Below are 16,998 nucleotides of genomic sequence, written 5' to 3' on the forward strand. Positions count from 1 at the left end.
CACCGAAGCGGGAGAAGAGAGATATGAGCTTGAGGTTTGGACTTGTTGGGGCCGTCGCGATTGCCACTGCCTGGATGTCGCCGGCGCAGTGCGACACCATCAAGGTGGGGATCATCGGCACCATGTCCGGTCCGTATGCCTTGTTCGGCCAGAACTTCAAGTACGGCATTGACGCCTGGGTGGCCAAGCATGGATCGAAAGTCGGCGATCATCAGATCGAGTTTGTCTATCGCGACGAAGAATCGCCGAACCCCGCCAAGTCGAAATCATTGGCTCAGGAGTTGATCGTCAAGGAGAAGGTTCAGTACATCGCGGGACTGTACTTCACTCCGGACGCCCTGGCCGTCGCTCCGCTTCTCGAGGAAGCGAAGGTGCCTATGATCGTCATGAACGCCGCGACGTCCGCGATCGTGGAGAAGAGCCCCTACATCGTGCGGACGTCCTTTACGATGTGGCAGAACACGGTCCCCGCGGCGAAGGTGGCGAAGGCCAGAGCGGCCAAGAAGGTGGCGATCGCCGTCAGCGATTACGGCCCCGGCATCGATGCCGAATCAGCCTTCAAAAAGACGTTCGAGGCAGATGGAGGCACCATCGTCCAATCGATCAGGATGCCGCTCAATACCACCGACTTCGGCCCGATCATGCAAAGGATCAAGGATTCCGGCGCAGACATGATCTTCACATTCTTGCCGGCCGGTCCACCAACCCTGGGGTTCGTCAAGGCCTATATCGACAACGGGCTGAAAGCGTCTGGCGTGAAGTTGTTGTCCACGGGTGATGTCGTGACCGAGCCCGATCTTCCGACTATCGGTGACAGCGGCGTAGGCATCCTGTCGACTTACCACTACGCGGTCTCGCATGACTCTTCAGAGAACAAAGCTTTCCTGGCCGATCTGATCAAGGCCGGTGCCAAGCCTGACGACATCACCATGGCGTCGGTCGCGGCCTATGACGGTGCTCGGCTCATCTACAAGATGGTTGAGGCCACCAACGGCCAAAAGGACCCGGACAAAGCCCTTGCGGCCGTGAAGGGCATGAAATGGGTCAGTCCGCGCGGCCCCGTGTCGATCGACCCGGATACCCGGCATATTCGTCAGAACGTTTATCTGCGCGAAGTCGTGAAGCAGGACGGCAAGCTCCTCAACAAGGAACTGCAAACGTTCGATGCGCAGCCGGACTGGGGCCTGGCGAAGAACTAGAGCGGATCGCTCGCGATGTAGATCTCGCGAGCGATCTCTTCATCGTGTCGGAGAAGGGCCCGGAATGAGTGGTCGGTCGCAGTCTATTCGCTTCGTCAACGGTCGCATCTATCGCGATGCCAGCGACCGGATGATACCCGGCTTGACGGACGCGCACATCCACCTGTTCGGGCTGGCTGCCGAGCGGCTCCAGATCCGAAAAGCCGCGGAAGCATTCAACTAATGGCGTGGACGGGTCTCAGCATCGGGCTAGATGCCCTCTCGTACGGCATGGTGCTTTTCATCATCTCCATCGGCCTATCCATTATGATGGGCCTGATGAGGGTAGTGAACCTCGCTCATGGCGCATTTGCGATGATCGGGGGATATCTCGCGTCTTTTGCGCTCAAGAACGCGGGAGTTGGATATCCACTCGCGATTGTCCTGGCGGTCCTCGGCACCATCGCGATCGCCTTTCCGCTCGAATTTCTTCTCTACCGCCGGATTTATCGCAAGTCCGATGAGCTGACCCAGATATTGCTCACGATCGGCATCGCGTTCGTCATCATTGGCGTTGCCAACTACATTCTTGGCCCGACAACCAAATCCATTCCGCTGCCTCCGCTGCTGAGCGGTCCCGTCGATCTCGGCTTCCGAATGATCCCGGCTCATCGGATTTTCGTGATGATTTGCGGAGTGTGCACCGCGGGCTTGCTCTGGCTACTGATCGACCGCACCGAGTTTGGGATCCGGCTGCGTGCCGCGGTCGACAACGGTGACATGGCCGAGTCGCTCGGAATCAAAACGCAGATCCTTTTTTCCGCGACCTTTGCGCTTGCGGTCGGCCTGGCGGCGTTCGGGGGCGTGGTAGGCGCCGAACTGCTGCCCGTCGAACCTTTTTACGCGCTCAGATATATGGTGACGTTCCTTGTCGTCGTCTCCGTCGGCGGGGCAGGATCGATCCCAGGCGCCGTGGCGGCATCGATATTGCTTGGCCTCGCGGACACGACCGGCAAGTACCTTGCACCCGAATATGGTGAGTTCTTCTTCTATCTTGCGGTCATCCTGGTCGTGTTTCTGTTTCCGAACGGCCTTTTGGGCAGGAGGCACTGACGTGACCGATCGAGCCATGGTCGATGGCGTGAGCCCGCCGCGTTTTTCCGTGCCGCTTGAGCTGCGCGCTGTCGCAATCACGCTGGCGCTCGGAGTGCTCGGTTACACGCTTTTTCCGGATGACCTCGCGTTTCTGACGCGACTGATCAGCATCACGCTTCTGGTGCTGTCGCTCGATCTGGTCACGGGGTATTGCGGTGTCGCCACCCTTGGACATGCGGCGATCTATGGTGTGAGCGCCTACGTCGTGGGTAACGCATGCCTTGCCGGACATTCCGACCCCCTGCTGTTGTTGCTCGTGGGGGCGGTGGCCGGTGCCGTGATGGGGCTGGTCTCAGGCGTCCTTGTCACGAGGTTCAAGGGTCTCCCCCAGCTCGTGCTATCCATTGCCGTCGGACAGCTCGTCGCGGCGCTGGCCAACAAACTGTCCAGCCTGACGGGCGGAAGCGACGGATTGTCCGGCATTTCGCCTGGACGAGTCTTCGGGGTCTACGCGTTCGATATGTACGGTCGCACCGGCTACGTGTTCTCCGTTGCGGTGCTCATGGTCGTGTTCGTGGTGCTGCTTCGAATCGTGCACTCTCCGTTCGGCCTGCTTTGTCAGGCAATCAAGGATGACAGCCTGCGAGCTCGGATGATCGGTGCCCGCGTGTATCCCCGGCTCGTGCTGATGTATGGCGTGTCGGGGGTTGTTGGCGGAATTGGTGGTGCTCTCAATGCCATCAATACGGGCGTCGTGGGACTGGATAGCATCGGATTTGAGCGGTCGGCTGAAGCTCTCGTCATGCTGGTCCTGGGTGGCGCAGGCAGTCTCTGGGGCGCGCTGATCGGATCCATCGTCTTCCAAGTGTTCGAGCACTACGTCTCGGCTGCGAATCCATTCCATTGGATGACCATGGTCGGTGCGTTGCTGATCGCGGTCGTTTTGTTCGCCCCGAAAGGCCTGGTGTCCCTTGGAGGCTTGCTTGCTGGTCGCACCGCCTCGGTGATGAGGAGGCGCCCGTGAGCCGGCCGCTGCTCGAACTGCGAAACGTTTCGATGTCCTTCGGCGGGATGCGGGTCAACGATGATATCTCCTTCAGTATCGGGAAGGGAGAAAGGGTCGCGTTGATTGGCCCGAACGGCGCCGGCAAAACCACGCTCGTCAACGTCATCTCCGGCGACTTGACCCCTTCACAGGGCGCCGTCCACCTCGCCGGGGTTGATGTGACCGCACTACCGATTTCCGATCGCGTCGACGCCGGCTTGATCCGGACATTTCAGATTACGAGGCTCTTCAAGAGCCTGACGGTCGCACAAAACGTCGCGCTCGCCGTGATGCAACGAAAGGGGCTCACGAGAAGCATGTTTTCCTCCCCGATGGATCGGCCGGACGTTCGTCGGGAGTGGGAGCGGGCCCTTGGAACGCTCGGTATCGCCCATCTGGCCGACAGGCAGGTCTCGCAACTGGCGTACGGTCAGCAGCGCCTTCTTGACCTGGCAATCGGGCTTGCTCTCGAGCCGAAGGTCCTGCTCCTGGACGAGCCCGCGGCAGGGGTGCCGTCAGAGGAGTCCTCCAAGATCATCGAGGCGATCGACAGATTGCCATCTGATATCGCGGTCTTGATGATCGAGCATGACATGGACCTGGTCTTCAAATTTGCCCGCCGTGTGCTCGTTCTCGCCAACGGAAAGCTGATCTTCCAGGGCGATCCGGCAGAAGTCACGCACCATCAGGAAGTCCGTCGAGCTTATCTAGGTAGCTACGCAGATGCCCGCCACGCGTCTTGAAGTCAAAGGTCTCAGTGCCGGGTATGGCCCCACCCGTATCATCGATCACATGTCGTTCGAGGTCTTGCCCGGAGGCCGTCTCAGCATCCTTGGTCGAAACGGAGTCGGCAAGACGACCTTGCTCGCATCGCTGATGGGTCTGACGACCCATCATGGGGGAAAAGTATTCCTGGGCGAGGCTGATCTCACGGATACCAAGGCATCGATACGCGCTCAACGAGGTCTCGGTTACGTACCGCAGACACGCGACATATTTCGGTCGCTGACGGTGGAGGAAAACCTGGTCGCGGGTCTCAAGGATCGAGGTCGAGAGGCACTTGAAGAGGTCTACGTGATGTTTCCGAGGTTGGCCGAACGTCGACGCCATTTCGGAACGCAATTATCGGGCGGCGAGCAGCAGATGCTCTCGCTCGCCAGGACGCTGCTGGGAAGGCCTTCAGTTCTCCTCTTGGATGAGCCGCTCGAGGGGCTCGCGCCGGTGATCTGCGATCAGATCATGGAAATCATCACCGCGCTGGCGAGTTCTGGTGAGATGACCATCGTTTTGGTCGAGCAGCAGATCGAACGAGCGCTGCGCTTTGCCGATCATGTCATGGTGGTTGAACGCGGCAAAGCGGTCTGGAGTGGTGAATGCTCGCACTTGCGCGACGACCCCAAAATGGTCGAGCGCCTGCTCGGTGTTGGGGTGCACTGAGGCATGCGGCTTCCTTGTCATCGAGACAATGGGCAAGCTCGTATCACCCTTGCCCCGTCGGGGCGGCGGGGTTTGGCCGTAGCGCTCGCCCGGAAAGGCGAACCGGCAGCACGATCGCACGCCAAAGGGCCGGACAAGTTGATCCCTTGCCGCAAAGCGCTCAAGGACGACCGCAAGCGCTGTCAGTTCAGCCTTCCAAGCAGTCTTCGGATGATCTTGCGCAAGTTTTCGGCGTACTCATCGACGACCTGACGCCTCTCGGCCGATGGCGGCAGCTGACATTCGTCGTTCCCGTCCGGCGACGGAGGATCCGTCTTGGAACTCCCGCGCATGATCGAGGCGATCGGCTTTGTCACTTTCACGGGAAGTCTGACCTCTGATGCACGACGCGCGTCGTTCAGGCTAGGTGCCAATTCCATCTGCGGCCTTCACACAAGTTAAGTCGCCGGAGCGGGTCGATCTGCATGGCTCGTCGCCGACGCGTGGCGCCGCAACATTTTGCAAATCGCGGCGCGCTAGGTGCACGAGGCGGTCGGATCGCACTTCGGGCAGCGGCCGTCGGCGGCTGCGCCGAGCTGGCGGCCGAGCTCGGCCCTGAGAGCCTCCTTGTTCCATTCGGCGCCGTCGCATCTGACGATTCGCTTGGCGCGCTCGAAGGCGTGACTCTCGGCGGCGTCATCGCCGATGCGGACGATCACGTCCCGATGGAACGGGCAGGCCGTCGTCGCGCGGGTCGTCTCCAGGGCGTAGCGCACGACCTCGGTGAGATCGTCGGTGTCAATGTCGGCAAGCATGTCGGTTCTCCTGATCGGCATCCTCCCTTGTCCAGACCATGCACTGGCTTCGACGAAAATCGGCCTCGGGCTCGATGGGAGCGCCGAGGCCGATTGTTCGCGTGGCTCTTCCATCCAGGGTCTGAACTCGTCCAGCAAACCCGCGCTGCCGATCTTCGTTCCATCGAACTCTCCGGCGGAGCCGCTCTCCGGCCGACTCCATGTTCGCGGTCTTCTGCACTCTCCGTGAAAGCGGCGCCGGGAAGGCCTCGAAATCCAAACGTCGCTCGCTCCGGCAAAGGGGACCTAGAAAAAGCGTTCCCGATGCCGACACAAGACTATCGCCGGCGTCGCAAACATGTCTTGATCCAGCTCAAAGGAGGCGGCGGTATTCGACCGAACGCTTCTCAATCGGCAACCTGCTTACAAGCGCTGCGCGATGTCTTCACCGCTGCTCGCGTCAATCCGTTCAGGACATCTGCGTAAGTATTGGCCCGCAATTTCCAGGTCGCCGCGACGGGCGCATATCTCCAGCATGGAGCGCAACGTCATCTTCAAATGCCCCCGCACGGGCGTGAACGTGCAGCACTGGATTTCCGGCACAGGCTCCGACGCCGCGGACACGCACGTCCCGGTCCGGTGTCCCGCTTGCGCCTCGCTGCACTTCGTCAATGTCGCCAGCGGCAAGACCTTGAGCGAGGGCATCGGTCGGCCACGCGCGACCACGGCGCCAGCCGGTCACAACCAGCCTGATCCATTGCGTCCTTGACTTCGTGAGCTTCGCGCAGCCGCGCCCGGGTCAGATTTTCCGACTGGATCCTCAAGGCATCTCAGACCCAGCCACCATCGACGATATAGTGCTGGGCGGTGCAGGCGGACGCCTCGTCGGAGGCGAGGAAGACGGTGAACTTCGCAACCTCGTCCGGCATGAGTCGGCGCTTCAGGCATTGTCGCTGCTGCAACTCGATCTCGCCGGCCGGCGTCATCCATTTCTCGAGCTGCCGCTCGGTCATGATCCAGCCTGGCGCGATCGCATTGACTCGGATGTTGTAGGGGCCGTAGTCGCGCGCCAGCGAGCGCGTCAGCCCGATCACGCCTGACTTGCTGGCGGTGTAGGCGGCCATGCCGCCTTGTCCTGCGATCCACGATACCGAGCCGAAATTGATGATGGCGCCGGCATTGGCCGCCTTCATGTCCGGCAACACGGCCTGAGATGCGAAGAACTGGTGCTTCAGGTTCACCGCGATGCGGTCGTCCCAATAGTCCGGCGTCATCTCCTCGGTGTTGTGCCGCTCGTCATGCGCGGCATTGTTGATCAGGATGTTGATCGGGCCATGAGCCTTGCGTGCCGCGACGACGCCGGCACGCAGCGCAGGGATGTCGGTGAGATCGACATGCTGGAAATGCGCGGCCAATCCCTGCTCGGATAGCTCGCGCGCCAGGCGCTGTCCCTCCTCGACCTTGATGTCGAAGAACACCACCTTGGATTTCTGCTCCGCAAAGCGCCGCACGATCGCCGCGCCGATTCCGGCTGCGCCACCGGTGACGAGCACGACCTTGCCGGCGAGGTCGGAATAGATCGCAGCCATGGGCACCTCGTTTGTTGCGGCCGGCGCGGCAGGCCGCGTCGACTCTTTCGCGAACCATAGCCATTCCATTGGTGAGGTGCATAGATCAGAAATTGTGTTGCGCACCTCAAAAATTGAGGGCAGGATTGCGTCAAAGAATAAAAGACGGTCGGGAGGATGTGATGAGATTGCTCGGGAAACTGGGACTCGCCGCTGCCGCATGCCTGCTTTGGGCCAGTTCCGCGTCAGCCGACACCACGGTCAAATGGCTGCACATCGAGGTCAATCCGGCCCAGGTGAAGATCTGGGAGGAGGTCGCACGCAGCTATGAGGCGTCGCACCCAGGTGTGAAGGTCGAGATGCAGTTCCTCGAGAACGAGGCCTACAAGGCCAAGCTGCCGACCATCCTGCAATCGAAGGATCGGCCGCACATCATCTATAGCTGGGCCGGCGGAGTGCTGAAGACCCAGATCGAGGCCGACGTCCTGGCAGACATCACCGATTCCGTGAAAAGCGGCGGCTACAGCGACACGATCGCACCGGCAGCGCTCGCGGCTTTCACCAGCAACGGCAAGGTCTATGGCCTGCCGACCGCGCTCTCGCAGGTCGGCTTCCTCTACAACAAGGACTTGATGGCCAAGGGTAATGTCGACGCGAGCAAGATCAAGACATGGGACGATCTGCTCGGCGCAGTGAAAACGCTGAGGGCCGCGGGCGTGACGCCGATTGTGGTTGGCGGTGCCGATAAATGGCCGCTGCATTTTTACTGGACGCATCTCGCAGTGCGCATCGGCGGCAAGCCGGGCTTCGATGCAGCACTGAAGGGCGAGAATGGCGGGTTCGCCGGCGAGACCTTCCAGAAATCAGGTGAGCTGTTCAAGCAGCTGGTCGATCTGCAGCCCTTCCAGAACGGCTTCCTCGGCTTCAAGAATCCGCAGGCCGTCGGCTATTTCGGCGACGGCAAGGCCGCGATGATCCTGGCCATCTCGTCCTTCTATCACACCCAGCGCGCGCTTGCCGCCGACAAGGTTGGTCTCGGCGACGACAAGCTTGGCTGGTTCGATTTTCCGGTCGTACCCGGCGGCAAGGGCGAGCCGTCAGACACGCTCGGCGGCATCACCGGCTGGTTGATCACCAAGGGGGCGCCCAAGGAAGCCACCGACTTCCTGAAATTCTTTATCTCCAAGGACGTGCAGGCGCGGCTTGCCGCCGGCAACTTCATCGTTCCCGTCGTCAAGGGCGGCGAGGCCGGTCTCAACAGCGCCTTCATGAAGCAGATCGCGGCCAACCTGGCCAAGTCCAACTATCACCAGAACTTCTATGACCAGAGCCTTGGCCCGTCGGTCGGCCGCGTCGTCAACGACGTCACGGCCGAGATCGCCGGCGGCAGCATGAGCCCGCAGAACGCAGCGAAAGCCATCGAAGCGGCGTACAAGCAGGGTAACTGACCGGTGGCGCGACGGATCGCGATGTCGTCGCCGATCGGCGTTGCCGGTGAGGCGGCCCCCCAGGTCGGGATTCGTGGCGCGGTTCGTGGCCCAGGCTGGGATGGCCGCTTCACGGTCCTGATCCTGTTCCTGCCGCCCGCGCTGCTGCTTTTCACGCTGTTCGTGGTGCTGCCGATCGGCGAGGCCGCCTGGTACTCCGCCTTCAACTGGAACGGGTTCGGCAGGCCGACGAACTGGATCGGCTTCGACAATTACCGCTTCGTGCTGGAGACGCGGGCCTTCTGGCTCGCGCTGCGCAACAACGGGCTGATCATCGCCGTTTCGCTCGCCGTCCAGCTGCCGCTTGCGCTCACGCTCGCCCTCATCCTGGCCGAACGCTTTCGCGGCGCCGTGGCGCTGCGCATGCTGTTCTTCATGCCCTATATCCTCGCCGAGATCGCAACCGGGCTGATCTTCAGCTTCGTCTATGACGGCGACTACGGCCTCGTCGCCTCGATCTGGCGCACGTTCGGCGCCGAGCCTCCGCATCTGTTGGCCTCGACCGACACGGCGATGCTGGCGGTCCTGATCGTGGTGGTCTGGAAGTATTTCGGCTTCCACATGATGCTGTTCATCGCCGCGCTCCAGAGCCTCGACAAGAACCTGGTCGAGGCCGCCCGCATCGACGGCGCGACGCGGACGCAGACGCTGCGTCACGTCGTGATCCCCTTGCTCTATCCGACCATCCGCCTGTCGGTGTTCTTCGCCATCATCGGATCCCTGCAGCTGTTCGATCTCGTCATGCCGCTGACGCGCGGCGGACCGGCGGATTCCTCGAACACGTTGGTGAGCTTTCTCTATAACAACGGCATCTCGCGCATGCGGGTCGGCTATGGCAGCGCCATCGGCGTCATCCTGTTCGCGATCTGCGTGACCTTTGCCTTCACTTACAAGCGATGGTTCATGCGCGATGAATAGTGTCGGGGCTAGACACACATTCGATCCCGCAGCGCTGTTCAAGGCGCTGTTCCTCGGCATGGTCGCGATCTTCGTCCTGGTGCCGCTGCTCGCGACCTTGCTCGGCGGCTTCAAGTCGCTCGGCGAGCTCCGTGTCAATCCATTCGGCCTGCCCGCACAATGGGAATGGCAGAACTACGCCGACATCCTGTTCTCGGCGCGCTACTGGCAGCTGCTGCGCAATTCGCTTGTTATCTCGACGCTGGCGGTGGCGCTGACCCTGATCACGGCTTCGATGGCCGCGTTCACCTTCGCCCATGTCAGGTTCTTCGGCTCATCGATGCTGCTCAGCTATCTGACGCTGGGCCTGCTGTTCCCCGCCGCGACCGCCGTGCTGCCTCTGTTCATCAAGGTGCGGGATCTCGGCCTGCTCGATACCTATTTCGGCGTCGCGCTGCCGCAGGTGGCGTTCAGCCTCGCCATGAGCGTGCTGCTGCTGCGCCGCTTCTTCAAGGACATTCCATATGAGCTGCTCGAGGCCGCGCTGGTCGACGGCTGCAGCTACATCAAGTTCTTCCGCTACGTGACGCTGCCCTTGTCGCGGCCGATCCTGGCGACCGTCGGCACCATCACCTTCGTCAACAGCTGGAACGCCTATCTGCTGCCGCTGGTGATGCTGAACACCGACGCGCTGTATCCCTGGCCGCTCGGCATCATGGTCTACCAGGGCGAATACTCGTCCGAATGGCACCTGATCCTGGCCTTCATCACACTCACCATCCTGCCCACGATCATTCTGTTCCTGCTGGCGCAGAAGCACATCGTGGCCGGCCTCACCGCGGGCGCGGTCAAGGGATGAGCCGTATTCTGAGGAGATAACATGAGAAAAGTCGGCATCGGAATCATCGGCTGCGGGGTGATCAGCACCGCCTATCTCAAGGCGGCTCAGCGCTTTCCGGTCATGGAGGTCAGGGCGCTCGCCGACATGCGCAGCGAGATTGCGGAGCGCCAGGGCGCGGCCTTCGGCTTGCCTGGGATGCGGGTCGACCAATTGTTGAAGCGCGGCGATGTCGAAATAATCGTCAATCTCACGGTGCCGCTCGCCCACACCGATGTCAGTTTGGCGGTGCTGAACGCCGGCAAGCACGTCCATTCGGAGAAGCCGCTCGGCATCAATGTCACTGAGGCGCGCAAGGTCATGGAGCTTGCCGCGCAGAAGAACCTGCGCGTCGGCTGCGCGCCCGACACGTTCCTTGGCGGCGGCCATCAGACCGCGCGCAAGCTGATCGACGACGGCGCGATCGGCACGCCCGTCGCGGGCAGCGTTTTCTTCGGCTGCCCCGGCCACGAGCGCTGGCACCCGGCGCCCGGCTTCTATTACCTGCGCGGCGGCGGGCCGATGCTCGACATGGGGCCGTACTACATCACCGACCTCGTGCAATTGCTCGGCCCGGTCGCCAGCGTGATGGGCTCGACCGCGCGCCCGAAGACCGAGCGCCTCGTCACCAGCCAGCCGATGAACGGCGCGCTGATTCCGGTCGAGGTCCCGACCCATGTCACGGGAACGCTGGAGTTCGAGAGCGGCGCAGTCGTGTCGATCACGATGAGCTTCGACGTGCCGAAACATCGGCATGCGCCGATCGAGATCTACGGCGACAAGGGCAGCATGCTGGTGCCGGATCCAAATCGCTTCGGCGGCGAGGTGCAGGTGGCGAAGACCGGCGGCGAATGGGAGGCGATGCCGCTGACGCACGGCCACGTCGAGGGCGAGTTCCGCTCGATCGGCGTCGCCGACATGGCTGGCGCGATCCTGAACGACCGGCCGCATCGCGCCAGCGGCGCGCTCGCCCTCCACGTGCTGGAGGTGATGGAGGCGTTCCAGACTTCCGCCGACGAGGGCCGCCGCGTCAAGATCGAGAGCCGCGTCGAGCGGCCGGCGATGCTGCCGGCGGGACGCGAAACCGGACAGATCGATTGAGGGTATGACCATGCGCAAGGCAATGATTGTATGGGGCGGCTGGCCGGGACACGATCCCGATCTCTGCGCGTCGATGATCCGCGGCTGGCTGAAGGCGGAAGGCTTCGAGGTGCGGATCGAAACCACGACGGCAGCCTTTGCCGATCCCGCGATCCACGATCTGTCGCTGATCATACCGATCTACACGATGTCGAAGATCGAGAAGGCGGAAGCGCTCAACCTCTGCGATGCGGTGCGCAGCGGCGTCGGGCTTGCCGGCCACCATGGCGGCATGTGCGATGCTTTCCGCGAATCGGTCGATTACCAATTCCTGTGCGGCGGGCAGTGGGTCGCCCATCCCGGCAACATCATCGACTACAAGGTCGACTTGACGAAGCCGGACGATCCGATCATGACGGGTCTGAAGAGCTTCGAGCATCGGTCTGAGCAATATTACATGCATGTCGATCCCGCCATCGAGGTCCTGGCAACGACGACCTTCACCGGTGAGCACGCGCCCTGGATCGAGGGCGTGGTGATGCCGGTGGTGTGGAAGAAGCGCTATGGCGCCGGGAGGGTATTCTATTCCTCGCTGGGCCACCGCGCCTACGAGCTTGACGTGCCGGAGATCCGGACGTTGATGACCCGCGGCATGCTATGGGCCGCGCGCGAATGACTGAAGGCGCGACCCAGCCGGTGCTTCGGGCCACGCTCGAGGACGTCGCGCGCGCGGCGGGCGTTTCGCTCGCCACCGTCGATCGCGTCGTCAACCGGCGCGAGGGTGTCCGCGCCAAGACCGTCGCGCGCGTCGAGGCCGCCGTGGCAAAGCTCGGCTATCGCGCCGATGTTGCCGCGGCGCGGCTCGCCCGCGGGCAGACCTTCCGCTTCGCTTTCGTGCTGCCGACCGGCAGCAACAGCTTCATGACCAACCTCAGCGAGCAGGTCGCGCGCACCGCGGACTGGCTCGCCGGCCATCGCGGCTTCATCGACATCCACCATGTCGACGTGTTCGACCCCGATGTCCTTGCCCGTGCGCTGGAGAACCTCTCGCCGGCCTATCAGGGCGTCGCCGTCATCGCGCTCGATCATCCCCGGGTGCGCGCCGCGATCGACGAGCTCGTCGCGCGCGGGGTTGCCGTGGTCACCCTGGTGTCGGACGCGCCGAGCTCGTCCCGGGTGCATTATGTCGGGATCGACAATCCGGCCGCGGGCCGCACCGCCGCCACGCTGATGGGGCGCTTCCTCGCCGGGGGCGAGGGCACCGTCGCCGTGATTGCGGGATCGTTGTCGCTGCGCGACCACACCGAACGGCAGTTCGGCTTCCACCAGATCCTGTCGAGCGAGTATGCGAGCCTGTCCGCACTGCCTGTCATCGAGGGGCGCGACGACAGTGACCGCACCCGGGACCTCACGGCCGCGCTGCTCGCCCGCCATGCCGATCTCCGCGGCATCTATTGCTGCGGCGCCGGAAACCGCGGCATCGCCGATGCGCTCGAGGCCTCGGGCCGCGCGCGCGAGGTGGTCTGGATCACCCATGAGCTGACCGAGCACACCAGGCGGTTCCTGGTGCGCGGCACGCTCGACGCCGTCATCAACCAGGATGCCGGCCATGAGGCGCGGTCTGCGGCGCGAGTCCTGCTCGCGCATTGTTCGGGCGAGCCGATCAGCCCCGACCAGGAGCGCATCCGCATCGACATCTTCCTGCGGGATAATTTGCCGTAGCGTGAAGCGCACGGAAGCGCCGCGCGAGGACTACCCCTCGTACTGATCCGGCCCCATCGCCCAAGCCGACTCGTCGTGGCCGAAGGCGTAGTTGCGGTTGTTGAGCGCCGGATTGCGATTGACCATCGGACGCATGAACATCGGATGGGTCACTGAGCGAACCTCGTGCTCGACCGTGAACAGCTTCTTGCCGCTGTCGAGGTCGACGATGTCGCAGAACCGGTACTGGTATTGATTGTCCTCGCGCGAGATCAGCTTGCGCGCAAGCAGCTTGCGGTAGGGGCCGGAGAAGTCCGTGATGTACATCTGCACGTGGTGACCGTCATAGTCGGCTTGCGGCCGGTCGGTCTCGCGAAACAGCAGATGCTGGTTGCGGCCCGTCTTCACGGCGGCCACAGTGCCATCGCCGTTCCGCAAGCTCGCGGGCATGCCCATGACTTCAGGGTAGAAGGCGCAGATGCCGGCTGCCGATCCCATAGGCACGTCGAACTCGACATAGGGAATGCCGAGCGCGATCCGGCCGAACCGCGCGGCGTCGGGCTCGTAGCAGCGCAAACGGTTACCCCAGGGGCAGACCGCCTCGACATGGTCGTTATGCTCGGTGAATGCGAACGCGGTGCCCTCGAGTTTCTTCGCGACCGTTGCAAGCCGCGCCAGCAGCGCCTCGCGGCCTTCGATGACGAGGCCAATATGTCCGCGCAGCACCTGCGGCCGGCCGCTCGGCAGATGAAACTGGCTCCGCCCGGCATTGATCCACATGTTGGTGTCGGACACCATCAGATAGGGATCGCGGGTGAGCCCGAGCCCGGCGACGTAGAACAGCGTGGCGAGGCGCTGGTCCGGGACCTGGATGTTGACGTGCTCGAAATGGATGGCGTTGCCGAGATCTTCTGTGGATCGATCGAATTGCTGCGGCATCGTTGTGCGCTTCTCGCTGGGGGATAAACGCGTGCATCTTAAAGCATAGATTCCGGCCGTCGAATGCTTTCGCCGGCCCCGTGCCATGCGATGCGAGGTGCGGCTGACGCCCTGAAGAAATAAGAAAAATACAAGGTCAAGAACTAGCCGCCTTTCGGCGGCTAGTTCTTTGGAGGGATACTCCTCCCGCGTCGTCACCTAACCGTGATCGGAAGCACATCGGAGGAGGCCGCCCTGGAGCGGTCTCTTCTTCTGCGGATTGCCCGTTATTGGCCCCGCAGTTTTTCCCCGGTCTTTTCTCCGTGATCGGTGGAGCTTTTGACTTTGCTGCCGGACGTCTTGCCGGCGCCGGTCGTCGTCTTGGGGCCGCCCTTGCCAGCGTCATTCGCCATGCTGTTATTGGTCCGATCAACGCCCGCGCTCCCGGCGCCGCCGCCACCTTGGGCCAAAGCAATCGTGGAAGTCACAGCCAACGCAGCAGCAGTCGCAATCGTCGCTAGTTTTTTCATCGGGTTCTCCTTGTTTGGACTAAAAAAACCAAGCCTCCGATGCTCGAATCGTTCCTGGCGCCTGCTCCTTTGTCGCAAGACCTGAATCCGCGCCGTCATACATGAGGGCCGGCCCATGCCTGTCTTGATCTTGCCGTGGCAGCCAGTCCCTGTAATCTCCTTGGAACAACAGGGAAGAAGCCGATGGGAGGAGTCTTGGAGGGCGTGCGCGTGCTCGATTTCGGGCGCTATATCGCCGGGCCCTATTGCGCGACCTTGCTGGCCGAGTTCGGGGCCGAGGTCATCCGGGTCGAGAAGCGCGACGGCAGCGAGGATCGGTTCGTCGCGCCGGTGGGCGAAGGCGGCGAGGGCGCGCTGTTCCTCCAGATCAACCGCAACAAGAAGGGCATCACACTCGATCCAATGAAGGCGGAAGGCCAGGAGGTGATGCGCCGCCTGATCGCGACCGCGGACGTCGTGGTCGCCAATCTGCCGCCGCAGACCCTGCGCGCGATGAAGCTCGATTACGACTCGCTGAAAGAGATCAAGCCGGACATCATCCTGACCACGGCGACCGCGTTCGGCGGGCCTGGCCCGTGGTCTGACCGCGTCGGCTTCGACGGCGTCGGCCAGGTGATGTCGGGCTCGGTGTACATGACCGGCACCGGAGATCCGCCGTACCGCGCCGCGGTGAACTGGGTCGATTTCGGCACCGCGCTGCACTGCGCGTTCGGCACGCTCGCCGCGCTGATCGAGCGCGGCAAATCCGGGCGGGGACAGATCGTCGAGGGCGCGCTGCTCGCAACCGCTTTGTCCTTCACCAATGCCACGCTGATCGAGCAGGCCGTCATCGACGTCAACCGCGTGCCGACCGGCAATCTCGGCCAGACCGCGGCGCCCGCCGACATCTACCGGACCAAAGACGGCTGGGTGCTCTGCCAGGTCACCGGTCATCCGTTGTTCAAGCGCTGGGCGCGGCTGATGGGCGAGGAGGATGTGTGGCTGAACGATCCGCGCTTTGCCGACGACATCAGCCGCGGCAATAACGGCCGCATCATCAGCGAGCGGATGGCGCGCTGGTGCGCCGAGCGCACCACGCAGGAGGCCGTCGACACGCTGGGCGAGGCGATGATCCCGACCGGTCCCGTGCTCTCGCCGCAACAGGCGCTGGACCATCCGCACATCCGCGCCGCCGGCTTCATGCAAGACGTCGACTATCCCGGCCTGCCGAAGCAGGCCCCGGTTGCCCGCGCCGCGGTGCGGCTGTCGGAAACGCCGGGCGAGATCGCAAGCCGCCCGCCGACACTCGGCGAGCACACCGACCGCGTTCTCGCCGAGCTCGGCTATGATGCGGACGAGATCGCGGCGCTTCGGCAGAGCGGTGTCATCTAGCGTCACAGCAGCTGCTTCAGCGCCTTGGCATCGGCCGGTGCTGCGCTCTTCTGGTCGTTGTCGAAATAGACGTAGACGTCGCAGCCCTGCCGCTTCCACGACTTGATGCGCTTGGCCCATTGCGCCAGCGTGGCCTTGGTATAGTGCCCGTGATAGCGCCCGCTTGGCCCGTGTCCGCGCACATAGACGAAATCCGCTGTGCGCTTCCACGGCGCCGGCGCGTCGTGATGATCGGACAGGCACAGCGAGATGTTCTCCTCCGCCAGCATGCGCAGGATGCGCGGCTGATACCAGCTCGGATGGCGGAATTCGAAACTGTAACGCCGCTTTCGCGACAGCAGCTTGAAGAACGAGGCGAGCCGGTCCGCATTCGCCTCGAATTGCGGCGGCAGCTGGAACAGGATCGGGCCGGCCTTGCCGCCGAGCCTGGAGATGCGGTCCTCCAGCAGCTCGAGGCTGTTGACGGAGCGCTCCGACAGGCGCTTCCAATGCGTGATGAATTTCGACGCCTTCCAGGCGAACACGAAATCGCGGCCGGTCTGCTCCCGCCATCCCGTCACCGCCTCCAGCGTCGGCGTACGGTAGAACACCCCGTTCAGCTCCGTGGTGTCGAACTGCCCGGCATAGTAGCTGAGCTGCTGCTTCAGCGTCACGCCCTCGGGGAAGAACGGGCCGCGCCAGGAGGCGTAGTGCCAGCCCGAAGTTCCGATCAGAACGCGCGCCATGTTTCACGTACCATCCGTTGCCATTTGCCAGAGGGAACGTCCGTGCGGCCGATACGTTTCTCGTGAGCATCAACGGTGAGGACCGGAACCGATGTACGCGCTGTTCGAAGGCGACAAGCAGATCGGTAATCCCTTTCCGACCGAGAAGGAAGTGTGGGAAGCTGCCTTGATCGAGGGCCTCGTCACGGACGTCCCCATTGCGGACGAGGAGGGCGGCCACATTCTGCCGGCCGGCTATCACGTCGAGCGCATCGAAGAGACGGAGGAGACGTTCGCGCCGCGGCCCGATTGGAAGCTGCCGCGCGAGATCTCCTAA

Annotated in this window: 19 protein-coding genes; 14 read left to right on the forward strand and 5 right to left on the reverse strand. The window is 62.9% G+C overall.

Annotated elements, in window-relative coordinates:
* Positions 1-74 precede the first annotated feature (74 nt).
* The 6 genes from I6F16_RS10675 to I6F16_RS10700 all read left to right on the forward strand — a co-directional run bounded on the left by I6F16_RS10675 (position 75) and on the right by I6F16_RS10700 (position 4,755).
* The gene (locus tag I6F16_RS10675) at positions 75-1,199 is read left to right on the forward strand and encodes an ABC transporter substrate-binding protein (RefSeq protein WP_225112740.1); all 1,125 of its coding nucleotides are present in this window, start codon (positions 75-77) and stop codon (positions 1,197-1,199) included.
* A gap of 64 nt (positions 1,200-1,263) precedes the next feature.
* The gene (locus I6F16_RS10680) at positions 1,264-1,422 is read left to right on the forward strand and encodes a hypothetical protein (protein WP_157783994.1); all 159 of its coding nucleotides are present in this window, start codon (positions 1,264-1,266) and stop codon (positions 1,420-1,422) included.
* Positions 1,422-2,291, forward strand: a complete 870-nt coding sequence (locus tag I6F16_RS10685) for a branched-chain amino acid ABC transporter permease (protein WP_109144605.1) — start codon at positions 1,422-1,424, stop codon at positions 2,289-2,291. Before I6F16_RS10680 ends, I6F16_RS10685 begins: the two co-directional genes overlap by 1 nt.
* Before the next feature lie 16 nt (positions 2,292-2,307).
* Positions 2,308-3,297 carry a branched-chain amino acid ABC transporter permease gene (locus I6F16_RS10690; protein ID WP_036026083.1) on the forward strand — a complete coding sequence of 330 codons (990 nt, stop codon included), beginning with the start codon at positions 2,308-2,310 and terminating at the stop codon, positions 3,295-3,297.
* A 32-nt stretch (positions 3,298-3,329) separates the two neighbouring features.
* On the forward strand, positions 3,330-4,061 hold the full coding sequence (locus I6F16_RS10695) for an ABC transporter ATP-binding protein (RefSeq protein WP_225112739.1): 732 nt from the start codon (positions 3,330-3,332) through the stop codon (positions 4,059-4,061).
* Positions 4,042-4,755, forward strand: a complete 714-nt coding sequence (locus I6F16_RS10700; RefSeq protein ID WP_225112729.1) for an ABC transporter ATP-binding protein — start codon at positions 4,042-4,044, stop codon at positions 4,753-4,755. The genes I6F16_RS10695 and I6F16_RS10700 overlap by 20 nt, the downstream gene beginning before the upstream one ends.
* 515 nt (positions 4,756-5,270) lie before the next feature.
* Here the strand turns inward: I6F16_RS10700 and I6F16_RS10705 are convergent.
* Entirely contained in the window at positions 5,271-5,549 is a 279-nt protein-coding gene (locus I6F16_RS10705) for a hypothetical protein (RefSeq protein WP_036026108.1), read from the reverse strand.
* A gap of 809 nt (positions 5,550-6,358) precedes the next feature.
* Positions 6,359-7,117 (reverse strand): SDR family NAD(P)-dependent oxidoreductase, encoded by a 759-nt coding sequence (locus I6F16_RS10710; protein ID WP_036026107.1) that lies wholly within the window; start codon positions 7,115-7,117, stop codon positions 6,359-6,361.
* A 161-nt stretch (positions 7,118-7,278) separates the two neighbouring features.
* On the opposite strand from I6F16_RS10710, the gene I6F16_RS10715 reads away from it, so the two are divergent.
* Genes I6F16_RS10715 through I6F16_RS10740 form a run of 6 tightly spaced genes read left to right on the forward strand, consistent with a single transcriptional unit; the run spans position 7,279 to position 13,159 of the window.
* Entirely contained in the window at positions 7,279-8,544 is a 1,266-nt protein-coding gene (locus tag I6F16_RS10715) for an extracellular solute-binding protein (RefSeq protein ID WP_225112728.1), read from the forward strand.
* 3 nt (positions 8,545-8,547) lie between these two features.
* The gene (locus I6F16_RS10720) at positions 8,548-9,501 is read left to right on the forward strand and encodes a sugar ABC transporter permease (RefSeq protein ID WP_225112727.1); all 954 of its coding nucleotides are present in this window, start codon (positions 8,548-8,550) and stop codon (positions 9,499-9,501) included.
* Positions 9,494-10,339 carry a carbohydrate ABC transporter permease gene (locus tag I6F16_RS10725; protein WP_225112726.1) on the forward strand — a complete coding sequence of 282 codons (846 nt, stop codon included), beginning with the start codon at positions 9,494-9,496 and terminating at the stop codon, positions 10,337-10,339. Before I6F16_RS10720 ends, I6F16_RS10725 begins: the two co-directional genes overlap by 8 nt.
* Before the next feature lie 21 nt (positions 10,340-10,360).
* The gene (locus I6F16_RS10730; protein ID WP_225173672.1) at positions 10,361-11,458 is read left to right on the forward strand and encodes a Gfo/Idh/MocA family oxidoreductase; all 1,098 of its coding nucleotides are present in this window, start codon (positions 10,361-10,363) and stop codon (positions 11,456-11,458) included.
* 10 nt (positions 11,459-11,468) lie between these two features.
* Positions 11,469-12,113, forward strand: coding sequence for a ThuA domain-containing protein (locus I6F16_RS10735; RefSeq protein WP_036004213.1), 645 nt, complete (start codon positions 11,469-11,471; stop codon positions 12,111-12,113).
* The gene (locus tag I6F16_RS10740) at positions 12,110-13,159 is read left to right on the forward strand and encodes a LacI family DNA-binding transcriptional regulator (RefSeq protein ID WP_225171684.1); all 1,050 of its coding nucleotides are present in this window, start codon (positions 12,110-12,112) and stop codon (positions 13,157-13,159) included. The genes I6F16_RS10735 and I6F16_RS10740 overlap by 4 nt, the downstream gene beginning before the upstream one ends.
* Positions 13,160-13,189: 30 nt before the next feature.
* On the opposite strand, the gene I6F16_RS10745 is transcribed toward I6F16_RS10740, so the two are convergent.
* Together I6F16_RS10745 and I6F16_RS10750 are read right to left on the reverse strand one after the other, a co-directional pair.
* Entirely contained in the window at positions 13,190-14,077 is an 888-nt protein-coding gene (locus tag I6F16_RS10745; RefSeq protein ID WP_109144599.1) for a hypothetical protein, read from the reverse strand.
* 266 nt (positions 14,078-14,343) lie between these two features.
* Positions 14,344-14,586 (reverse strand): hypothetical protein, encoded by a 243-nt coding sequence (locus I6F16_RS10750; RefSeq protein WP_156446846.1) that lies wholly within the window; start codon positions 14,584-14,586, stop codon positions 14,344-14,346.
* 183 nt (positions 14,587-14,769) lie between these two features.
* On the opposite strand from I6F16_RS10750, the gene I6F16_RS10755 reads away from it, so the two are divergent.
* Complete coding sequence (locus I6F16_RS10755; protein ID WP_225173673.1) at positions 14,770-15,957, forward strand: CoA transferase; 1,188 nt, start codon at positions 14,770-14,772, stop codon at positions 15,955-15,957.
* A gap of 2 nt (positions 15,958-15,959) precedes the next feature.
* Here I6F16_RS10755 and I6F16_RS10760 read toward each other — a convergent pair whose 3' ends face one another.
* Positions 15,960-16,682 carry a DUF72 domain-containing protein gene (locus tag I6F16_RS10760; protein WP_225173674.1) on the reverse strand — a complete coding sequence of 241 codons (723 nt, stop codon included), beginning with the start codon at positions 16,680-16,682 and terminating at the stop codon, positions 15,960-15,962.
* A 91-nt stretch (positions 16,683-16,773) separates the two neighbouring features.
* Here I6F16_RS10760 and I6F16_RS10765 point away from each other — a divergent pair, with 91 nt between their 5' ends.
* Complete coding sequence (locus I6F16_RS10765; RefSeq protein ID WP_225149985.1) at positions 16,774-16,998, forward strand: hypothetical protein; 225 nt, start codon at positions 16,774-16,776, stop codon at positions 16,996-16,998.

Origin of the sequence: Bradyrhizobium sp. IC4060, from assembly GCF_020193715.1 — a bacterium.
Taxonomy (GTDB): domain Bacteria; phylum Pseudomonadota; class Alphaproteobacteria; order Rhizobiales; family Xanthobacteraceae; genus Bradyrhizobium; species Bradyrhizobium yuanmingense.

Coding starts and splice junctions, on each gene's coding strand:
- I6F16_RS10705 (WP_036026108.1), bottom strand. CDS start 5,549: ATGCTTGCCGACATTGACACCGACGATCTCACCGAGGTCGTGCGCTAC.
- I6F16_RS10700 (WP_225112729.1), top strand. CDS start 4,042: ATGCCCGCCACGCGTCTTGAAGTCAAAGGTCTCAGTGCCGGGTATGGC.
- I6F16_RS10675 (WP_225112740.1), top strand. CDS start 75: ATGTCGCCGGCGCAGTGCGACACCATCAAGGTGGGGATCATCGGCACC.
- I6F16_RS10710 (WP_036026107.1), bottom strand. CDS start 7,117: ATGGCTGCGATCTATTCCGACCTCGCCGGCAAGGTCGTGCTCGTCACC.
- I6F16_RS10685 (WP_109144605.1), top strand. CDS start 1,422: ATGGCGTGGACGGGTCTCAGCATCGGGCTAGATGCCCTCTCGTACGGC.
- I6F16_RS10750 (WP_156446846.1), bottom strand. CDS start 14,586: ATGAAAAAACTAGCGACGATTGCGACTGCTGCTGCGTTGGCTGTGACT.
- I6F16_RS10735 (WP_036004213.1), top strand. CDS start 11,469: ATGCGCAAGGCAATGATTGTATGGGGCGGCTGGCCGGGACACGATCCC.
- I6F16_RS10740 (WP_225171684.1), top strand. CDS start 12,110: ATGACTGAAGGCGCGACCCAGCCGGTGCTTCGGGCCACGCTCGAGGAC.
- I6F16_RS10715 (WP_225112728.1), top strand. CDS start 7,279: ATGAGATTGCTCGGGAAACTGGGACTCGCCGCTGCCGCATGCCTGCTT.
- I6F16_RS10760 (WP_225173674.1), bottom strand. CDS start 16,682: ATGGCGCGCGTTCTGATCGGAACTTCGGGCTGGCACTACGCCTCCTGG.
- I6F16_RS10680 (WP_157783994.1), top strand. CDS start 1,264: ATGAGTGGTCGGTCGCAGTCTATTCGCTTCGTCAACGGTCGCATCTAT.
- I6F16_RS10690 (WP_036026083.1), top strand. CDS start 2,308: ATGGTCGATGGCGTGAGCCCGCCGCGTTTTTCCGTGCCGCTTGAGCTG.
- I6F16_RS10730 (WP_225173672.1), top strand. CDS start 10,361: ATGAGAAAAGTCGGCATCGGAATCATCGGCTGCGGGGTGATCAGCACC.
- I6F16_RS10725 (WP_225112726.1), top strand. CDS start 9,494: ATGAATAGTGTCGGGGCTAGACACACATTCGATCCCGCAGCGCTGTTC.
- I6F16_RS10765 (WP_225149985.1), top strand. CDS start 16,774: ATGTACGCGCTGTTCGAAGGCGACAAGCAGATCGGTAATCCCTTTCCG.
- I6F16_RS10745 (WP_109144599.1), bottom strand. CDS start 14,077: ATGCCGCAGCAATTCGATCGATCCACAGAAGATCTCGGCAACGCCATC.
- I6F16_RS10695 (WP_225112739.1), top strand. CDS start 3,330: ATGTCCTTCGGCGGGATGCGGGTCAACGATGATATCTCCTTCAGTATC.
- I6F16_RS10755 (WP_225173673.1), top strand. CDS start 14,770: ATGGGAGGAGTCTTGGAGGGCGTGCGCGTGCTCGATTTCGGGCGCTAT.